Annotated in this window: 17 protein-coding genes and 1 pseudogene; 15 read left to right on the top strand and 3 right to left on the bottom strand. The window is 68.2% G+C overall.

The window, feature by feature from the left end:
• Positions 1-303 (bottom strand): annotated as a pseudogene (locus HUU96_RS03390) (biopolymer transporter ExbB); the annotation flags it as partial.
• Between the two features lie 228 nt (positions 304-531).
• Between HUU96_RS03390 and flgB the strand changes: the two are divergent.
• From flgB to HUU96_RS03315, 15 genes are all read left to right on the top strand, one after another.
• On the top strand, positions 532-882 hold the full coding sequence (gene flgB / locus HUU96_RS03385; RefSeq protein ID WP_174291453.1) for a flagellar basal body rod protein FlgB: 351 nt from the start codon (positions 532-534) through the stop codon (positions 880-882).
• 3 nt (positions 883-885) lie between these two features.
• Complete coding sequence (gene flgC, locus HUU96_RS03380; protein WP_174291452.1) at positions 886-1,293, top strand: flagellar basal body rod protein FlgC; 408 nt, start codon at positions 886-888, stop codon at positions 1,291-1,293.
• Between the two features lie 2 nt (positions 1,294-1,295).
• Positions 1,296-1,985, top strand: coding sequence for a flagellar hook assembly protein FlgD (locus HUU96_RS03375; protein WP_174291451.1), 690 nt, complete (start codon positions 1,296-1,298; stop codon positions 1,983-1,985).
• A gap of 24 nt (positions 1,986-2,009) precedes the next feature.
• Positions 2,010-3,266, top strand: a complete 1,257-nt coding sequence (locus HUU96_RS03370; RefSeq protein ID WP_174291450.1) for a flagellar hook protein FlgE — start codon at positions 2,010-2,012, stop codon at positions 3,264-3,266.
• A 23-nt stretch (positions 3,267-3,289) separates the two neighbouring features.
• On the top strand, positions 3,290-4,039 hold the full coding sequence (locus HUU96_RS03365; protein WP_174291449.1) for a flagellar basal body rod protein FlgF: 750 nt from the start codon (positions 3,290-3,292) through the stop codon (positions 4,037-4,039).
• A gap of 13 nt (positions 4,040-4,052) precedes the next feature.
• Positions 4,053-4,841, top strand: a complete 789-nt coding sequence (gene flgG / locus HUU96_RS03360; protein ID WP_174291448.1) for a flagellar basal-body rod protein FlgG — start codon at positions 4,053-4,055, stop codon at positions 4,839-4,841.
• A gap of 9 nt (positions 4,842-4,850) precedes the next feature.
• Positions 4,851-5,588: a flagellar basal body L-ring protein FlgH gene (locus HUU96_RS03355; RefSeq protein WP_174291447.1), complete on the top strand. Its 738-nt coding sequence runs from the start codon at positions 4,851-4,853 to the stop codon at positions 5,586-5,588.
• 139 nt (positions 5,589-5,727) lie between these two features.
• Complete coding sequence (locus HUU96_RS03350) at positions 5,728-6,822, top strand: flagellar basal body P-ring protein FlgI (protein WP_174291446.1); 1,095 nt, start codon at positions 5,728-5,730, stop codon at positions 6,820-6,822.
• Entirely contained in the window at positions 6,819-7,166 is a 348-nt protein-coding gene (locus HUU96_RS03345; protein ID WP_174291445.1) for a rod-binding protein, read from the top strand. Before HUU96_RS03350 ends, HUU96_RS03345 begins: the two co-directional genes overlap by 4 nt.
• Positions 7,163-8,509 (top strand): flagellar hook-associated protein FlgK, encoded by a 1,347-nt coding sequence (flgK, locus tag HUU96_RS03340; protein WP_174291444.1) that lies wholly within the window; start codon positions 7,163-7,165, stop codon positions 8,507-8,509. Before HUU96_RS03345 ends, flgK begins: the two co-directional genes overlap by 4 nt.
• Positions 8,510-8,514: 5 nt before the next feature.
• Positions 8,515-9,408 carry a flagellin gene (locus HUU96_RS03335; RefSeq protein ID WP_174291443.1) on the top strand — a complete coding sequence of 298 codons (894 nt, stop codon included), beginning with the start codon at positions 8,515-8,517 and terminating at the stop codon, positions 9,406-9,408.
• Between the two features lie 82 nt (positions 9,409-9,490).
• On the top strand, positions 9,491-10,354 hold the full coding sequence (gene motA / locus HUU96_RS03330; RefSeq protein WP_174291442.1) for a flagellar motor stator protein MotA: 864 nt from the start codon (positions 9,491-9,493) through the stop codon (positions 10,352-10,354).
• A gap of 106 nt (positions 10,355-10,460) precedes the next feature.
• On the top strand, positions 10,461-11,345 hold the full coding sequence (locus tag HUU96_RS03325) for a flagellar motor protein MotB (RefSeq protein WP_174291441.1): 885 nt from the start codon (positions 10,461-10,463) through the stop codon (positions 11,343-11,345).
• Between the two features lie 77 nt (positions 11,346-11,422).
• Positions 11,423-12,040, top strand: coding sequence for an OmpA family protein (locus HUU96_RS03320; protein ID WP_174291440.1), 618 nt, complete (start codon positions 11,423-11,425; stop codon positions 12,038-12,040).
• A 25-nt stretch (positions 12,041-12,065) separates the two neighbouring features.
• Complete coding sequence (locus tag HUU96_RS03315) at positions 12,066-12,560, top strand: hypothetical protein (protein ID WP_174291439.1); 495 nt, start codon at positions 12,066-12,068, stop codon at positions 12,558-12,560.
• Positions 12,561-12,972: 412 nt separating this feature from the next.
• Here HUU96_RS03315 and HUU96_RS03310 read toward each other — a convergent pair whose 3' ends face one another.
• A complete protein-coding gene (locus tag HUU96_RS03310) occupies positions 12,973-13,674 on the bottom strand; it encodes a response regulator (protein WP_174291438.1) in 702 nt (233 codons plus the stop codon).
• Positions 13,671-14,562 (bottom strand): sensor histidine kinase (locus tag HUU96_RS03305; protein WP_254604939.1); only part of this gene is annotated, 892 nt, incomplete at its 5' end. The genes HUU96_RS03305 and HUU96_RS03310, both read right to left, overlap by 4 nt.

The raw sequence follows: 14,562 nt of genomic DNA, 5'->3' as shown, positions 1-14,562 counted from the left end.
ATGGATGATCAGCGTCGCGATGTCGCCGGGGGCCGCGCCGTCGACGATCGCGGCGATCGCGGCGGCAAGGTCCGGATCGGTGATGATCGAGCGATCGAGCGCGATCACGCCGTGACGGCGGGCGATGCGGCCGAGCGCGACGATCTGCGCGATCAGCGTCCTGGCATCGACACGTCGCCGCCCCAACGTGGCCAGCGCGGCAAACGCCCGGCCGACATCGGCGAGCGGCGCGCGCAGGATCATGGCCAGCAGAGTGCCGCCAAAGACGATGGCGAGGGCGACGGGATCGAGAAGCTCGTTCATGCGCCGGCTGCGTTGCAAGCGGCGGGCCAGTTCGGCTCTCCGTCACCTCGCCACGAGGCCGGGCTCGCGCACCATGTCGACAAGGCCGCGCAGCCGGCAAGCCTTGCCGCCCGTCCCGGCAAACTCTTGCCGCCCTGCCCCAATTATCGGCCCCCAGCCGCTCCCGCCGCCGGTTGGCACACCCCTTGCTAGGCTATCGACGCGCAATCGGGCGCAGGAGTTGCCGTCATGGCAGGGGACACGCTTTTCGGGGTACATGGCGCGGCACTGGAGGTGCGCTCGCAGCGCATGGGCCTGCTCGCGTCGAACATCGCCAACGCCTCCACTCCCGGCTTCAAGGCCAAGGATGTCGACTTCCAGTCGACGCTCGCCGCCGTCGAGAATGGCGGCGATGCCGACAGCGCCTTTGCCAAGGCGGTGCAGTTCCGCGTGCCGACCCAGCCGAGCATGGACGGCAACACCGTCGAGCTGAGCCAGGAGCAGACCGCCTTCGCCGAGAACGCCGTCCAGTATCAGACGACATTGTCCTTCCTGAGCGGCCGCATCAGCGAGATGACTCGCGCGTTGAAGGGAGAATAAGGAATGTCCTCCCCCCTCACCGTCTTCCAGGTCGCCGGCCGCGCGATGAGCGCGCAGCTGGTGCGGATGAACACCACCGCCTCCAACCTGGCCAATGCCGGCGGCGTCGCGTCGTCGGCCGACGCTGCGTACAAGACGATGAAGCCGGTGTTCCGCACCAGCTACGACAAGGCGTCGGGGCTGGCGACGGTCGACGTCGAGAAGGTGGTGACCGCCGGCGAGACCCCGGCCAAGCGCTACGACCCGACCAACGCGCAGGCCGACAAGGACGGCAACGTCTATGAGGCGGCGGTCGACGAAACCCGCGAGCTGGTCGACATGATGGAGATCGCACGATCCTACCAGAATGATGTCGAGGTGATGAACACCGCCAAGCAGCTCACCATCGACACCCTCAAGCTGGGCCGCTGATCATGACCACCGCATCTACCTTCGACTCGACGCTCTCCAGCCTCGGCATCACGAACGCCGCCACCGCCAACAAGGCGGTGGCGAGCAGCGCCTCGTCGCAGACGCTGAACCAGGCCGACTTCCTGACGCTGATGACCGCGCAGCTGAAGAACCAGGACCCGTTCAACCCCGTCGACAACACCCAGATGATTGCCCAGATGGCGCAGTTCTCGTCCGTCGCCGGCATCGCCCAGATGAACACGACCCTGACCGGCATCGCCACCAAGCTTGGCGCGACCTCGACCAGCGACGCGATGGCCTATGTCGGCAAGACGGTGCTGACCGCCGGCTCGACCGCCTATGCCCGCGCGTCGGGCGGCGTAAACGGCAAGATCGAGCTCGCCGGCGACGCCACCAACGTCGACGTCACCATCGCCGACGCCAGCGGCAACGTGCTGAAGACGCTGTCGCTCGGCCAGCAGGCCAAGGGCACCGTCTCCTATGACTGGGACGGCACCACCGACACCGGCACGACCGCCGCCGGGCCGTTCACGATCACCGTCGGCGCGCGCAACGGCGGCTCGACCGTCGCCGCCACCGGGCTGGTCTGGGCACCGGTAGAGTCGGTCGCGCTGTCCGCCACCGGCGACCCCACCCTCAACGTGACCGGTATCGGCTCGGTAAAGCTCGCCGACGTCCGCTCGGTCGGCTGATCCCCATTTGCAAGGAGTAACCCCATGACCTTCTACACCTCGCTCAGCGGCCTTCAGGCGGCGCAGACCGACATGTCGACGATCAGCCACAACTTGGCCAACGTCGCCACCAACGGCTTCAAGAAGAGCCGCACCGACTTCGCCGACGTGATCGCGTCGAGCCTGGCGGTCGACCCGACCAAGCTGGTCGGCTCGGGCGTCGTGGTGAAGGGCAACGTTCAGCAGTTTGCCGAGGGCAACCTGACGACGACCTCGTCGTCGCTCGACCTCGCTGTTTCCGGCGACGGCTTCTTTGCGGTCAAGACCAGCGGCACCACGCCGCAGCTCGACTATACCCGCAACGGCGCGTTCCAGGTCAACGCCAACCATTTCATCACCGACGCGCAAGGGTCGTACCTCCAGGCCTATCCGGTCGACAGCGAGGGCAACGTCACCGCGACCGGCACCGACGGGCTGCAGAACGTGCAGCTGCCCGAGACCAGCGGCTCGCCGGTGGCGACCTCTTCGGTCACGCTGAAGGTCAACCTGTCGAGCGGCAGCACAGCGCCGACCGGCAGCTTCGACCGCTCCAATGCATCGACCTACAACAACTCGACGGCGACGACGATCTACGACGCCAACGGCAATTCGGAGACGCTGACCAACTATTACGTCAAGGGCGCGACCGACGGCAGCGGCAACACCAGCTGGTCGGTGCACAGCTTCGTCGGCGACGAGCAGCTGACCTCGGGCGGTTCGCCGACGACGACGCTGACCTTCAACAACGCCGGCGTAATGACCTCGCCGACCACCGCGACCAATTTCGACACCTTCCAGCCATCGGGCAGCCCGACCGCGCAGACGATCAGCTTCGACCTGTCCAGCTCGACGCAATATTCCTCCGCCTTTGCGGTGGCCTCGCGGACCCAGAACGGCAAGGCGGCGGGCGAGCTGTCGGGCGTGTCGGTCGACGCCAACGGCCTGATCACTGCCAGCTTCACCAATGGCGACAGCAAGAAGCTGGGCGTCGTCGCGCTGGCCAACTTCACCAACCCTGCCGGCCTCAAGCAGCTCGGCAGCAGCTATTGGTCGTCGACCGGCGTGTCGGGCGGCGCGATCATGGGCAGCGCCAACCAGGCGAGCTTCGGCAACCTGATGACCGGCACGCTGGAGGGCTCCAACGTCGACATCACCGAGGAATTGGTCGACCTGATCGCGGCGCAGCGCAACTTTCAGGCGAACGCCAAGGCGCTGGATACCGCCAGCCAGATCTCCGAAACTATCTTCAACATCCGCACCTGATCCAAGGATAGCGGGGGAGCGACATGGACAAGCTGGTCTATACCGCCGCGACGGGGCTGCGCGCGCGCATGGCGGCGCAGGCGGCGATCGCCAACAACATGGCGAACGCGTCGACCACCGGCTTCCGCGCCGATCGCGTCGTGTTCGACCAGATCCAGCTCAAGGGCGGCGGCGCGGCGCTGACCGCCCGCTCGCCGACCAGCGAAGAGGTCACCGACGCCGACCGCACCCCCGGCGCGGTCCAGACCACCGGCCGCAACCTCGACGTCGCGATGAACGGCGACAGCTGGCTGGCGGTGCAGGCCCCCGATGGCGGCGAGGGCTACACGCGCAGAGGGGATCTGGAGGTCGCAGCCTCGGGCGTGCTCCAGACCGGCGATGGCTATGTCGTCCAGGGCCAGTCAGGACCGATCACGCTGCCCCCATACGACTCGCTGTCGATCGGCGGCGACGGCACGGTCTCGATCGTGCCGCAGGGCGGCGATCCCAAGAACCCGACGGTGATCGACAAGCTGAAGCTCGCCTCCGCCAAGGGCAGCGACACGGTGAAGGGCCTCGACAACCTGCTCAAGGTGCGCGGCGGCGGATCGTTGCCCGATGACCTCGACGCCACCGTGACCTCGGGCGCGCTCGAGGGCTCCAACGTCAACATGACTCAGGCGCTGGTCGACATGATCCAGAACCAGCGCGCCTACGAGGTCGAGGCCAACGTCATGAAAGAGGCCAAGACCATGGACGAGAGCAGCGCATCCGTCATGCGCCTGCCCAGCTAGAAGGAAACACCCAATGTCTTCCGCCGCCATGCACATCGCGCGCACCGGGCTCGACGCCCAGGACATGCGGATGCGAGTGATCTCGAACAACCTCGCCAACGTCAACACGACGGGGTTCAAGAAGGACCGCGCCTCCTTCGCGACGCTCGCCTACCAGACGGTCACCGCCGCCGGCGCGCAGTCGACAGCTGAGAGCAAATACGCGACCGGCCTCAATCTCGGCACCGGCGTCAAGATCCAGGGCACGGCGCGGATCGACACGGCGGGTTCGATGCAGACCACCGGCAACAGCCTCGACCTCGCGCTCGATGGCGAGGGTTATTTTCAGGTGCAGATGCCCGGCGGCACCACCGGCTATACTCGCGCCGGCAATTTCTCGCGCTCCGCCGAGGGCCTGCTGGTCACCAGCGACGGCTATCAGGTCCAGCCGGGCATCACCGTGCCGCAGGGCGCGACCGGCATCACCATCGGCACCGACGGTACGGTCTCGGCGACGATCGCCGGCCAGACCGAGCCGCAGTCGCTCGGCCAGATCCAGGTCGCGACCTTCCCCAACGCCGCCGGGCTGCAGTCCAAGGGCGACAATTACCTGGTCGAAACCGCGGCAAGCGGCGCGGCGAACGTCGGCGTCGCCGGCCAGGACGGCCGCGGCAACGTCCGCCAGGGCGAGCTGGAAGCGTCGAACGTCAACACCGTCGAGGAGCTGGTCGACATGATCGAGTGCCAGCGCGCCTATGAGGTCAATTCCAAGATGATCTCGGCGAGCGACGACATGCTCAAGTACGTCAACCAGAACATCTAAGGCGACATGATGGCATCGCGCGTACCTCCTCGTTTCACTGGCTATTGGGTCGAGATCGCGCTGGCCGCCGCGGCGGCGGCACTGGTCGCGGGCGCATTCGCCCCCTCGCCCGCCGATGCCAGCATCATCGGCGGCAAGAAGAAGCCGCCCGAGGACTATACGGCGATGCGCGCGCCCGTCGCCACGGCACCGCTGCCCGCCAACGGTGCCATCTTCCAGCCGGCGGGCGGCTATGCGGCGCTGTACGAGGGATCGCGCGCGCGCCGGGTTGGTGATCCATTGACCATCGTCTTGGTCGAGAAGACCGCCGCGTCCAAATCGGCCGCCAGCAAGCTCGATTCCAACGGCAGCGCCGGCCTGTCGCTGACGCCGCCGACGACCGGTGCGCTGTCGCTGTTCAAGCCGTCGAGCGCCACCGCCAGCGCCAATGGCAATCGCGGTTTCACCGGCACCGGCACCGCCGACCAGGCCAACTCGCTGACCGGCGAGGTGAGCGTCACCGTCGCCGAGGTCTACCCCAACGGCACGATGCTGGTGCAGGGGCAAAAGCGCGTCACGCTCAACCGCGGCGACGAGTATGTCCAGATCAAGGGCGTCGTGCGCACCGCCGACATCGATGCCGACAACCGCGTGCTGTCGCCCCGCGTCGCTGACGCCAAGATCGCCTATACCGGCAAAGGCGACGTCGCCCGCGCCAGCCGCCAGGGCTGGCTGGGCCGGTTCTTCTCGGTGGTGTCGCCGTTCTAGTCTCGTCACCCCGGGCCTGTCCCGGGGTCCAGAGCCAAGCAGCGCTGCGTCCGTGGCTCTGGATGCCGGGACAGGCCCGGGGTGACGGACGTGCCGCATGGTGAGCAGCTTCTTAACCAATCTCCGGCAAGGTGACGCCATGATCCGCACCATCTTCGCGCTCCTTGCATCGCTCAGCCTCGCGACCCCCGCGGGGGCCGACCGCATCAAGGACCTCGGCACCTTCCAGGGCATCCGCGCCAACCAGCTGACCGGCTATGGCGTCGTCGTCGGCCTGCCCGGCACCGGCGACGACAACCTCGAATACACCGTGCAGAGCCTGAAGGCGGTCGCCAGCCGCTTCGGGCTGCAGCTGCCGCCCGGCGTCAATCCGGGCATGAAGAACGCGGCGGTGGTGATGATCACCGCCGAGCTGCCGCCCTTCGCCAAGCCGGGACAACGCCTCGACATCACCGTCGCGTCGATGGGCAAGGCCAAGTCGCTGCGCGGTGGCTCGCTGATCCTGTCGCCGTTGATGGGTGCGGACGGCCAGATCTATGCGATGGCGCAGGGCAACCTGGCGGTCGGCGGGTTGGGCGCGGAAGGGGCGGACGGCTCCAAGATCGTCATCAACGTCCCCTCGACCGGCCGCATCCCCGAGGGTGCCACCGTCGAGCGCGCGGTCGCGACCGGGTTCGACACCGCTCCCAGCCTCACCTTCAACCTCGCCCGCGCGGACTTCACCACCGCGCAGAACGTCGCCGGTGCGATCAACAGGAAGATGGGTCCGGGCAGCGCCGAGGCGCTGGATGCCGTGTCGGTCGCGGTCCGCGCTCCGGCCGGAGCCGATATCCGCGCGACGATGATGAGTGCGATCGAGAACCTCGACGTCGTCTCCGCCGAGCCTTCCGCCAAGGTGATCGTCAACGCGCGCACCGGCACCGTCGTCATCAACTCGGCGGTGCGTGTCGGGCCTGCCGCGGTCAGCCACGGGAAACTGACGGTGCGGATCGACGAGAAGCCGCAGGTCAGCCAGCCCGCGCCGTTCAGCCAGGGCCAGACCACCGTCGTTCCCAGGAGCGGCGTCGCCGTCGACGAGGAGAAGCGGCCGATGTTCCTGCTCGCCCCCGGCCCCAAGCTCGCCGACATCGTCAAGGCGGTGAACGCGATCGGTGCCTCGCCCGCCGATCTGGTCGCGATCCTGGAGGCGCTGAAGGAAGCCGGCGCGCTCAAGGCGGAGTTGATCGTGCTATGAGCAGTGTTCCTGGGACCGACACTCCTCAAATTGGCGGCGCGACCGGCGTCGGCAACGATCTCGGCCGTACCGCGACCACCGCCAACCTGAAGAAGGCCGGCGAGAAGTTCGAGGCGATGTTCACCGGCATGATGCTGAAGTCAATGCGCCAGGCGAAGCTCGCCGACCCGCTGTTCGACTCCAAGGCGCTCGACACCTTTACGGAGATGAGCGACGCCAAGGTCGCGCAGGCGATGGCCGAGCACCAGCCGCTCGGCATCGGCAAGGCGATGACCGCCTTTTTGAGCAAGAGCAAAGCCGTGCAAGCCAATCTTAACCTGGGCGACGCTACGCCTACGCCATGAGCGACCTGCTTTCGATCGGTGCCAGCGGCGTGCGCGCGTATCAGACCGCGCTGTCGACCGTGTCGGAGAACATCGCCAACAGCGCCACCGCCGGCTATGTGCGCCGCTCGACGACGCTGAACGAGATCAGCGGCAACCGCTCGGGGCTGACCTCGACCGCGGTGGTCACCGGCAGCGGCGTCACCGTTACTGGCGTCACCCGCTCCGCCGACGCGCTGAAGAGCGCAGCGGTGCGCAGCGCCGGTGCCGACCTCGCCAAGACCGAGACCGGCGCGACCTGGCTGACGCGCATCCAGTCGGCGATGACCGGCGACAACCTGTCCGATCGGCTGACCGGCTTCTACACCGCCGCGACGACGCTCGCCGGCGACCCCAGCTCGACCACCAACCGCGCCGCGATGCTGGAGGCGGCAGCCTCCGCCGCCGGCGCGTTCACCGCCACCGGCCGCGCTGTCGACCAGATCGGGGCCGATCTCGACACCACCGCCGACCAGGCGACGACGCAGCTCAGCTCGCTCGCCTCCGGCCTCGCCGCGGTCAACCAGGGGCTGAGCCGCACCGCCGGCGGCACCAGCGCGGCGGCGAACCTTGCCGACCAGCGCGACTCGATCCTCGAACAGATGAGCGCGCTCAGCGACGTCAACGTCACCACCGACGCGCTCGGCCGCGCGACGGTGAAGATGGGCGGCCCCAATGGCGCGACCCTGGTGTCCGGCACCGACGCCGGCGACGTCACCTATGTCCGCAACGCCGATGGAGCGGTGTCGTTCGCGGTGCATTTCGGCGGCGCGACCTCGGCGGTCGAGCCGACCGGCGGCGCGCTCGCCGGCGTCGTCGACGGCGCGCAGAAAATCAAGGACGCACAGACACAGCTCGACGCGATCGCGACCGGCTTCACGACCAGCGTCAACACCGTGCAGACCAGCGGCAGCGATCTCAACGGCGCGCCCGGCACGGCGATGTTCGCGACCGGATCGGCACCGACCGAGATCAGCCTGGCCCTGACCGACCCCAGCAAGATCGCCGCGGCGTCGAGCGGCGGCGGCCCGCGCGACGGGTCCAACCTCGACGTGCTGCAGGCCGCGCGGACCTCCTCGGGGGTCGAGGTCAAATTGACCTCGCTGGTCGCCGACAACGCTGCCTCGATCAGCCAGCGCGGCATCGTCGCGGACGCGCAGTCGTCGATCCGCGACAACGCCGTCGCCAGCCGCGACGCCGCCTCGCAGGTCGACCTCAACACCGAGGCGGTCGACCTGCTGCGTTTCCAGCAGGCCTATTCCGCCGCCAGCCGCGTCGTTCAGGTCGCGCGCGACACCTTTCAGTCGATCCTCGATATCAGGTAGCCGCCATGACCGTCGCCTCCGCCTCGTTCTACGACCGCAGCGCCGCGCAGATGATCGCGCTGTCGAAGAGCGAGGACACGCTCAACACCCAGATCGCGACCGGTAAGAAGCTCCAGGCCCCCTCCGACGACGCGCTGGCCTATAGCCGCTTACGCGGGCTGGCGACGCAGACCGCCGATGCCACTGCCTATGGCGGCAATCTCGCCATCGCCGCGTCGACGCTGTCGAGCGCCGACACCGCGCTCACCTCGATCACCGCACAGCTGACCCGCGCCTCCGAACTGGCGGTGCAGGCCAATAACGGCACGCTGTCCGCCGACAACCGCCGCGCGATCGGCGAGGAGCTGGCCGGTATCGTCCAGACGATCGCCAGCCTCGCCAACGGCAAGGACGCGCAGGGGCAGCCGCTGTTCGGCGACACGAGCGGCGGCACGGCGGTGACGCAGAACGCCGATGGCAGCTATGCCTTTGCGGCCGGCACCGCGCCGACCATCCCGATCGGCGACGGCCAGTCGATCGCGTCCAGCGTTACCGCCGCCAAGGTGTTCACCTTCGGCGGCACCGACGCGCTCAAAGTCATCGGCGATCTCGCCGCGACCCTGCAGGGCGGCGGGGCGCTTGGTTCGGCGGCGTCCGACGCGATCACGGACCTTCAGACCGCGGCCAACCAGGTCAACACCGCGCAGGCATCGGTCGGCGCGCGCGCGGCGCGGGTCGAGCTGGAGCAATCGAGCCAGACCGCCGCCGCGACCACCCGCGAGACGCTGCGCTCGGGGCTGGAGGACACCGACGTCACCGCCGCGATTACCGAGCTGCAGAAGACGATGACGACGCTGCAGGCGACGCAGGCGAGCTTCACCAAGCTGTCGTCGCTGTCGCTGTTCGATTACCTTAAATAGTCCTGCCCTTGGTAACCGGATGGCGACGAAATCCGGTTAACCCCACCGAACAGGGAGCCCAGAATGGCTCCAGGGGAATAGCATGTTCGCTGCCGTCGGTTTCGTGGTCCTGCTCGTCATGGTGTTCGGCGGCTTCGCCTTCACCGGCGGCGCGCTCGGCCCGGTCATGGAGGCGATCCCGCACGAGCTGATCATCATCGGCGGCGCCGCGGTCGGCGCGCTGATCATCGGCAACTCGGCCACCGAGCTGAAGGCGATGGGCGGCGGCCTGCTGAAGGTGTTCAAGGGTCCAAAATACAAGAAGCAGGACTATCTCGACGTCATCTTCCTGGTGTCGAAGCTGATGAAGATGCTGCGCACCGAGGGGCCGATCGCGCTGGAGCCGCATGTCGAGGATCCAAAGTCCTCCGCATTGTTCGCCGAATATCCGCGACTCGCGGCCGACCATACATTGGTCAACCTGATCGCCGACACGCTGCGCCTCGTCGTCGTTTCGTCGGGCACGCTCGACGTGCATGCGGTCGAGGACGTGATGGATAACGCAATCAAGACCCACCACCACGAGGTCGAGAGCCCGCACACGACGCTGTCGAGCCTTGCCGATGCCCTCCCCGCGCTGGGCATCGTCGCGGCGGTGCTGGGCATCGTCAAGACGATGGGCTCGATCGACAAGCCGCCCTCGATCCTGGGCGCGATGATCGGTTCGGCGCTGGTCGGCACCTTCATGGGCGTGCTGCTGGCGTATGGCATGGTGTCGCCGCTCGCCAACCGGGTGAAGCAGGTGATCGACGCCGACGGCGCGATCTATCACGTCGTCAAGCAGATCATCATCGCCTCGCTGCACGGCCACCCGCAGCCGCTGGTGATCGAGGCGGCGCGCTCGGGCATCGCCCACAAGAACCAGCCTGGGTTTGCGGAAGTGTTCGACGGACTACGCGGGCGGTGATGGTTTCCGCGTCATGCCGGGCTCGTCCCGGCATCCAGAGCCACAGGCGCTGCGGTCCGTCACCCTGGACTCCGGGACAAGCCCGGGGTGACGAAGAGGGTCGCTGATGGCCCGCGCTCCCCACGGCTCCAACCAGCCGCCGAAGATCATCTACAAGAAGATCTATATCGAGGGTCACGGCGGTCATCACGGCGGCGCGTGGAAGGTCGCCTATGCCGATTTCGTGACCGCGATGATGGCCTTCTTCCTACTGCTCTGGCTGCTCGGCGCGACCACCGAGAAGCAGCGCAAGGGCATCGCCGACTATTTCGCGCCGACCCTTCTCAATACCAAGTCGCTGGGGATCGGCGGCTCGGGGCTGCTCGGCGGCGAGACCATCCTTAGCAAGAACAAGGTCGGGCCGCAGATCGGCAAGTCGGCGGTCCCGACCCTCTCGATCCCACGCGAGCCGGTCGGCGGCAAGGACCAGAGCGGGGCCGCCGGCAAGGGCTCCACCGCCGAGGATCGCAAGGCGTTCGAGGCGATGCGCCGCCAGGTGATGAGCGAGATCGCCGGCTCGGCGAGCCTCGCCAAGCTGTCCAACCATGTCCGCTTCGTCATGACCCGCGACGGGATGCGCATCGACCTGATCGACGACGCCGACTATTCGATGTTCGCGCTCGGCACGACGCTGCTCCAGCCCGAGGCGTCGCAGCTGATCGGCATGATCGCCGGCGCGGTCGGCAAGAGCGGCAACCCGATCATGATCCGCGGCCATACCGACAGCGTGCCGTTCGGCGACCCGCGCGCGATGAACAACTGGACGCTGTCCTCCGGCCGTGCCGAGGCGACACGGCGGCGGCTGGCGCTCGGCGGCCTGCCCGAGGCGCGCTTTGAGCGGATCGAGGGCGTCGCCGACCGCGAGCCGATGATCGCCGCCGACCCGATGGACGCCCGCAACCGCCGCGTCGCTATCACCCTCCTCTACCGTCACGGCGTCTTCGGACAGTAATCACCGATCCCTTTGATATCGCGGACCCGAAGCGCCACACACGCGTTCGGCACCTCGATCAAATAGGGAGAGGATCAATGGCCGACCCGACTGGCAAGCGCACCGATGGTGCGCCGCCGACGCATATCCATATCGAGAAGAAGCGGACCAACTGGCTGGCGTGGCTGTTGCTCGCCTTGGGCATCCTGGCGTTGTTGTTCGGGCTCAGCCGCTGCGGGCACCGCGACGCGGTCGAGACGACGACCACCACCAACACCAGCGTCGTGGCCGAAACGCCGACCGCGCCCAAGTCGGCGGCGCTCGCCGGCACCTCGGGTCTGGCCGCTTACCTCGCCGGCTCGCAGCCGACGCCGCAGACCTTCACGTTCGAGAAGATCAATTTCGAAACCGCAAAGAGCGATATCCGCCCCGCCGACCAGGATGACGTGAACGCAGTGGCGGCGACGCTGCAGAAATACCCCAAGGCGCATATCCGCATCGCCGGCTATGCCGACACCCGCGGCAACGAGGCGGCGAACGTCGCATTGGGCAAGGCACGCGCCGACAGCGTAAAGGCCGCCCTGGTCGCCAAGGGCATCGACGCCGGTCGCATCGAGACCGCGACGGGCGGCGACAAGGACCCGGTCGACAGCAACGCCACCGCACCCGGCCGCGCCGAGAACCGTCGCACCGAGCTGGTCGTCACCCAGCGCTAACCGCATCAAAAGAGAGGAATCCATCATGTCACGTACCATCACCGCCCTGTTCGACACCAAGGCCGACGCCGATGCCGGAGCCGAGCGGCTCCGTCAGGCGGGCGTCGATGCCGGCCATGTCAATGTCCATGACCAGACCACCCATCAGACCGAGGGTGCCTACTCCACCGGCAAGGACAAGGGCCTGTGGGGATCGATCAAGAACGTCTTCGTCCCCGACGAGGACCGGCACACCTATGAGGAGGGCATCCGCCGCGGCGGCTTCCTGCTGACGGCCGATGTCGACGACGACAAGACGCCGGCCGCGGTCAAGGCGCTGGACGATGCCAATTCGGTCGATCTCGACGCCCGCGCCGAGGAGTGGCGGTCGTCGGGTTGGGACTATGCCGGCACAGGCGTCGGCTCCGGCTCCGGCTCCGGGGTCGTCGAGCTCGAGGACGAGGACGAGACGCTCTACGGTAGCCGCGATACGGCGCTCGGCGGTTCGCGGTATCGCGCCTACGGGTCGGACTTGCGCTGATCTGACGAGGGCTGGCGCGGCGTGCGCGCCAGCCCTTCCGTTCGGTGAACGGTTGCCGCCGATCATACGGCAAACAAGCGAAGTCCGCCGCCGACCGCTCTCGAAACCCTGCGCCGGCACCGGCACGTTGCGGCAATGGATGTCGAGCCTCATGCTGATCGACGGCGCGATCGTCGCTGGCCCGGCATCGCGCTTCGTCTCGCCGGTGCCGTCTTGATCCTGCTGGCCTGGTTCGTCGGCTGTATGCTTCAGTCGAATGGGCCGGGGCATGGCGCGAGCAGCGGCGTTCTGGCGTTGGTCGCGTTCCTGGCGGCCAGCATGGGCAGCGCGGCGCTGGTGATGGGCGATCACCTGTTCGATCAGGTGCCGGTGGCTGCCCGCTGGCGATCTTCCCGGCGCGAGCACGGCGCGGTCAACCGGGCTGCGCCGCCGCCTCCATCAGCCGATAGCCGACGCCCATATCGTTGACGATCAGCCGCGGGGCCGCCGGGTCGGTCTCCAGCTTCTGGCGCATGTTGCGCACCACCAGCCGCAGATACTCGACATGGCCATCGCGATCGTGCGGCCACACCGCGCGCAGCAGGTGGCGATGGGTGATCGCCCGGCCCGGAAACCGCGCCAGCTCGGCCAGCACGCCATATTCCTTGGGCGTCAGGTGCACCTCGACGCCGGCGCGGGTGATGCGGCGCTCAATCAGGTCGATCGTCACCTCGCCTGCGATCACCACGGCATGGCCGCCGTCGCCGGTCACCCGACTGCGCAGCGCCGCGCGGATGCGGGCGAGCAGCTCGCTGGTGTCGAACGGCTTGGTCACATAGTCGACCGCGCCCAGATCGAGCGCGGTCACCTTGTCGTCGGTGGCGTCGCGCGCCGATACCACCAGCACGCTCGCGCGGCTGCGCCCGGCGATGATCGGCAGCAGCTCAAGCCCGTTGCGGTCGGGCAGGCCGAGGTCGAGCAACACCAGTTCGGGCGAGCGGCCAAGCTCCGCCAGCGCCTCGGCGGCGGTGGCAGCGGCGAGGACGTGATAGCCGGTCGCCTCCAGCGTGGTGCGCAGCAGCCGCCGGATCGCCGGCTCGTCATCGACCACCAAGATCGTCGCACCCGCGCTCATGCTTCCATCACCCCCGTCACCAGCAGCGCCTCGGGAAAGACGATGGCGAAGCACGCGCCGCGGCGATCGTGGCGGTTGGCGGCATCGACCGCCAGCCCCATCGCTTCGGCGAACCCCTTGACGATGGCGAGCCCCAGCCCGGTGCCGCCGCTGGAGCGGTCGGAGCCCTCCAGGCGTCGGAACGTCTCGAACACCGTCGCCTCGCGGCCGGGCGGTAGGCCCGGGCCCTCGTCGATGATCGCCAGCGTCAGTGCGCCGGGGCGACGCTCGGCGCTGACGGTGATCGGCGTTCCCGCCTCCGCGTAGCGGCCTGCGTTGTCGAGCAGGTTGATGAGGCAATGGTGGAGCAGCCGCGGATCGACGCTGACCAGCGGCAGCCGCGGCGACACGTCGAGCGTCAGCTGGTGGTCGCCCAGCGTCCGCCGCACGTCCTGCGCGGCGGAGGCGACGGCATCGGTCAGGTCGGTGGGCTCACGCACCAGCTGGATCGCGCCCGCCTCGATCCGTACCATGTCGAGCAGGTTGGCGACGAACCGCCTCAGCCGCTCGGCCTCGTTGCGGATGTCGGCGACCAGCGCCGGCCCGGCGCTCTCGTCAAGCTCGGCGGCGGCCGCGACAATCGCGGTCAGCGGCGTGCGCAGGTCATGGCCCACCGAGGACAGCAAAGCCGCGCGCAGCCGGTCGCGCTCCTCGACGGCGACGACGCGGCGCGCCTCACCTTCCAGCCGCAATCGATCGAGCGCCACGCCGGCCTGGTCGAGCAGTCCCATCAGCAGCCCCATCTGGTCCGATCGCAGCGGCTCGCCGCCGTCGTCGCGGGCGAGGCCGAGCACCGCCAGCACGCCGCGGCCGCCGGCGAGCGGGTGGAATAGCCAGTCGGACGACGCC

Source organism: Sphingomonas bacterium (assembly GCF_903644135.1).
Taxonomy (GTDB): Bacteria; Pseudomonadota; Alphaproteobacteria; order Sphingomonadales; family Sphingomonadaceae; genus Sphingomonas.
This window is presented reverse-complemented; position numbering and strand designations above follow the sequence as displayed.

Bases quoted from the DNA above. Each gene is read 5' to 3' on its own strand.
- HUU96_RS03320 (WP_174291440.1), top strand. From the start codon at position 11,423: ATGGCCGACCCGACTGGCAAGCGCACCGATGGTGCGCCGCCGACGCAT.
- HUU96_RS03310 (WP_174291438.1), bottom strand. From the start codon at position 13,674: ATGAGCGCGGGTGCGACGATCTTGGTGGTCGATGACGAGCCGGCGATC.
- motA (WP_174291442.1), top strand. From the start codon at position 9,491: ATGTTCGCTGCCGTCGGTTTCGTGGTCCTGCTCGTCATGGTGTTCGGC.
- HUU96_RS03370 (WP_174291450.1), top strand. From the start codon at position 2,010: ATGACCTTCTACACCTCGCTCAGCGGCCTTCAGGCGGCGCAGACCGAC.
- HUU96_RS03325 (WP_174291441.1), top strand. From the start codon at position 10,461: ATGGCCCGCGCTCCCCACGGCTCCAACCAGCCGCCGAAGATCATCTAC.
- HUU96_RS03375 (WP_174291451.1), top strand. From the start codon at position 1,296: ATGACCACCGCATCTACCTTCGACTCGACGCTCTCCAGCCTCGGCATC.
- flgK (WP_174291444.1), top strand. From the start codon at position 7,163: ATGAGCGACCTGCTTTCGATCGGTGCCAGCGGCGTGCGCGCGTATCAG.
- HUU96_RS03335 (WP_174291443.1), top strand. From the start codon at position 8,515: ATGACCGTCGCCTCCGCCTCGTTCTACGACCGCAGCGCCGCGCAGATG.
- HUU96_RS03355 (WP_174291447.1), top strand. From the start codon at position 4,851: ATGGCATCGCGCGTACCTCCTCGTTTCACTGGCTATTGGGTCGAGATC.
- flgG (WP_174291448.1), top strand. From the start codon at position 4,053: ATGTCTTCCGCCGCCATGCACATCGCGCGCACCGGGCTCGACGCCCAG.
- HUU96_RS03365 (WP_174291449.1), top strand. From the start codon at position 3,290: ATGGACAAGCTGGTCTATACCGCCGCGACGGGGCTGCGCGCGCGCATG.
- flgB (WP_174291453.1), top strand. From the start codon at position 532: ATGGCAGGGGACACGCTTTTCGGGGTACATGGCGCGGCACTGGAGGTG.
- flgC (WP_174291452.1), top strand. From the start codon at position 886: ATGTCCTCCCCCCTCACCGTCTTCCAGGTCGCCGGCCGCGCGATGAGC.
- HUU96_RS03350 (WP_174291446.1), top strand. From the start codon at position 5,728: ATGATCCGCACCATCTTCGCGCTCCTTGCATCGCTCAGCCTCGCGACC.
- HUU96_RS03345 (WP_174291445.1), top strand. From the start codon at position 6,819: ATGAGCAGTGTTCCTGGGACCGACACTCCTCAAATTGGCGGCGCGACC.
- HUU96_RS03315 (WP_174291439.1), top strand. From the start codon at position 12,066: ATGTCACGTACCATCACCGCCCTGTTCGACACCAAGGCCGACGCCGAT.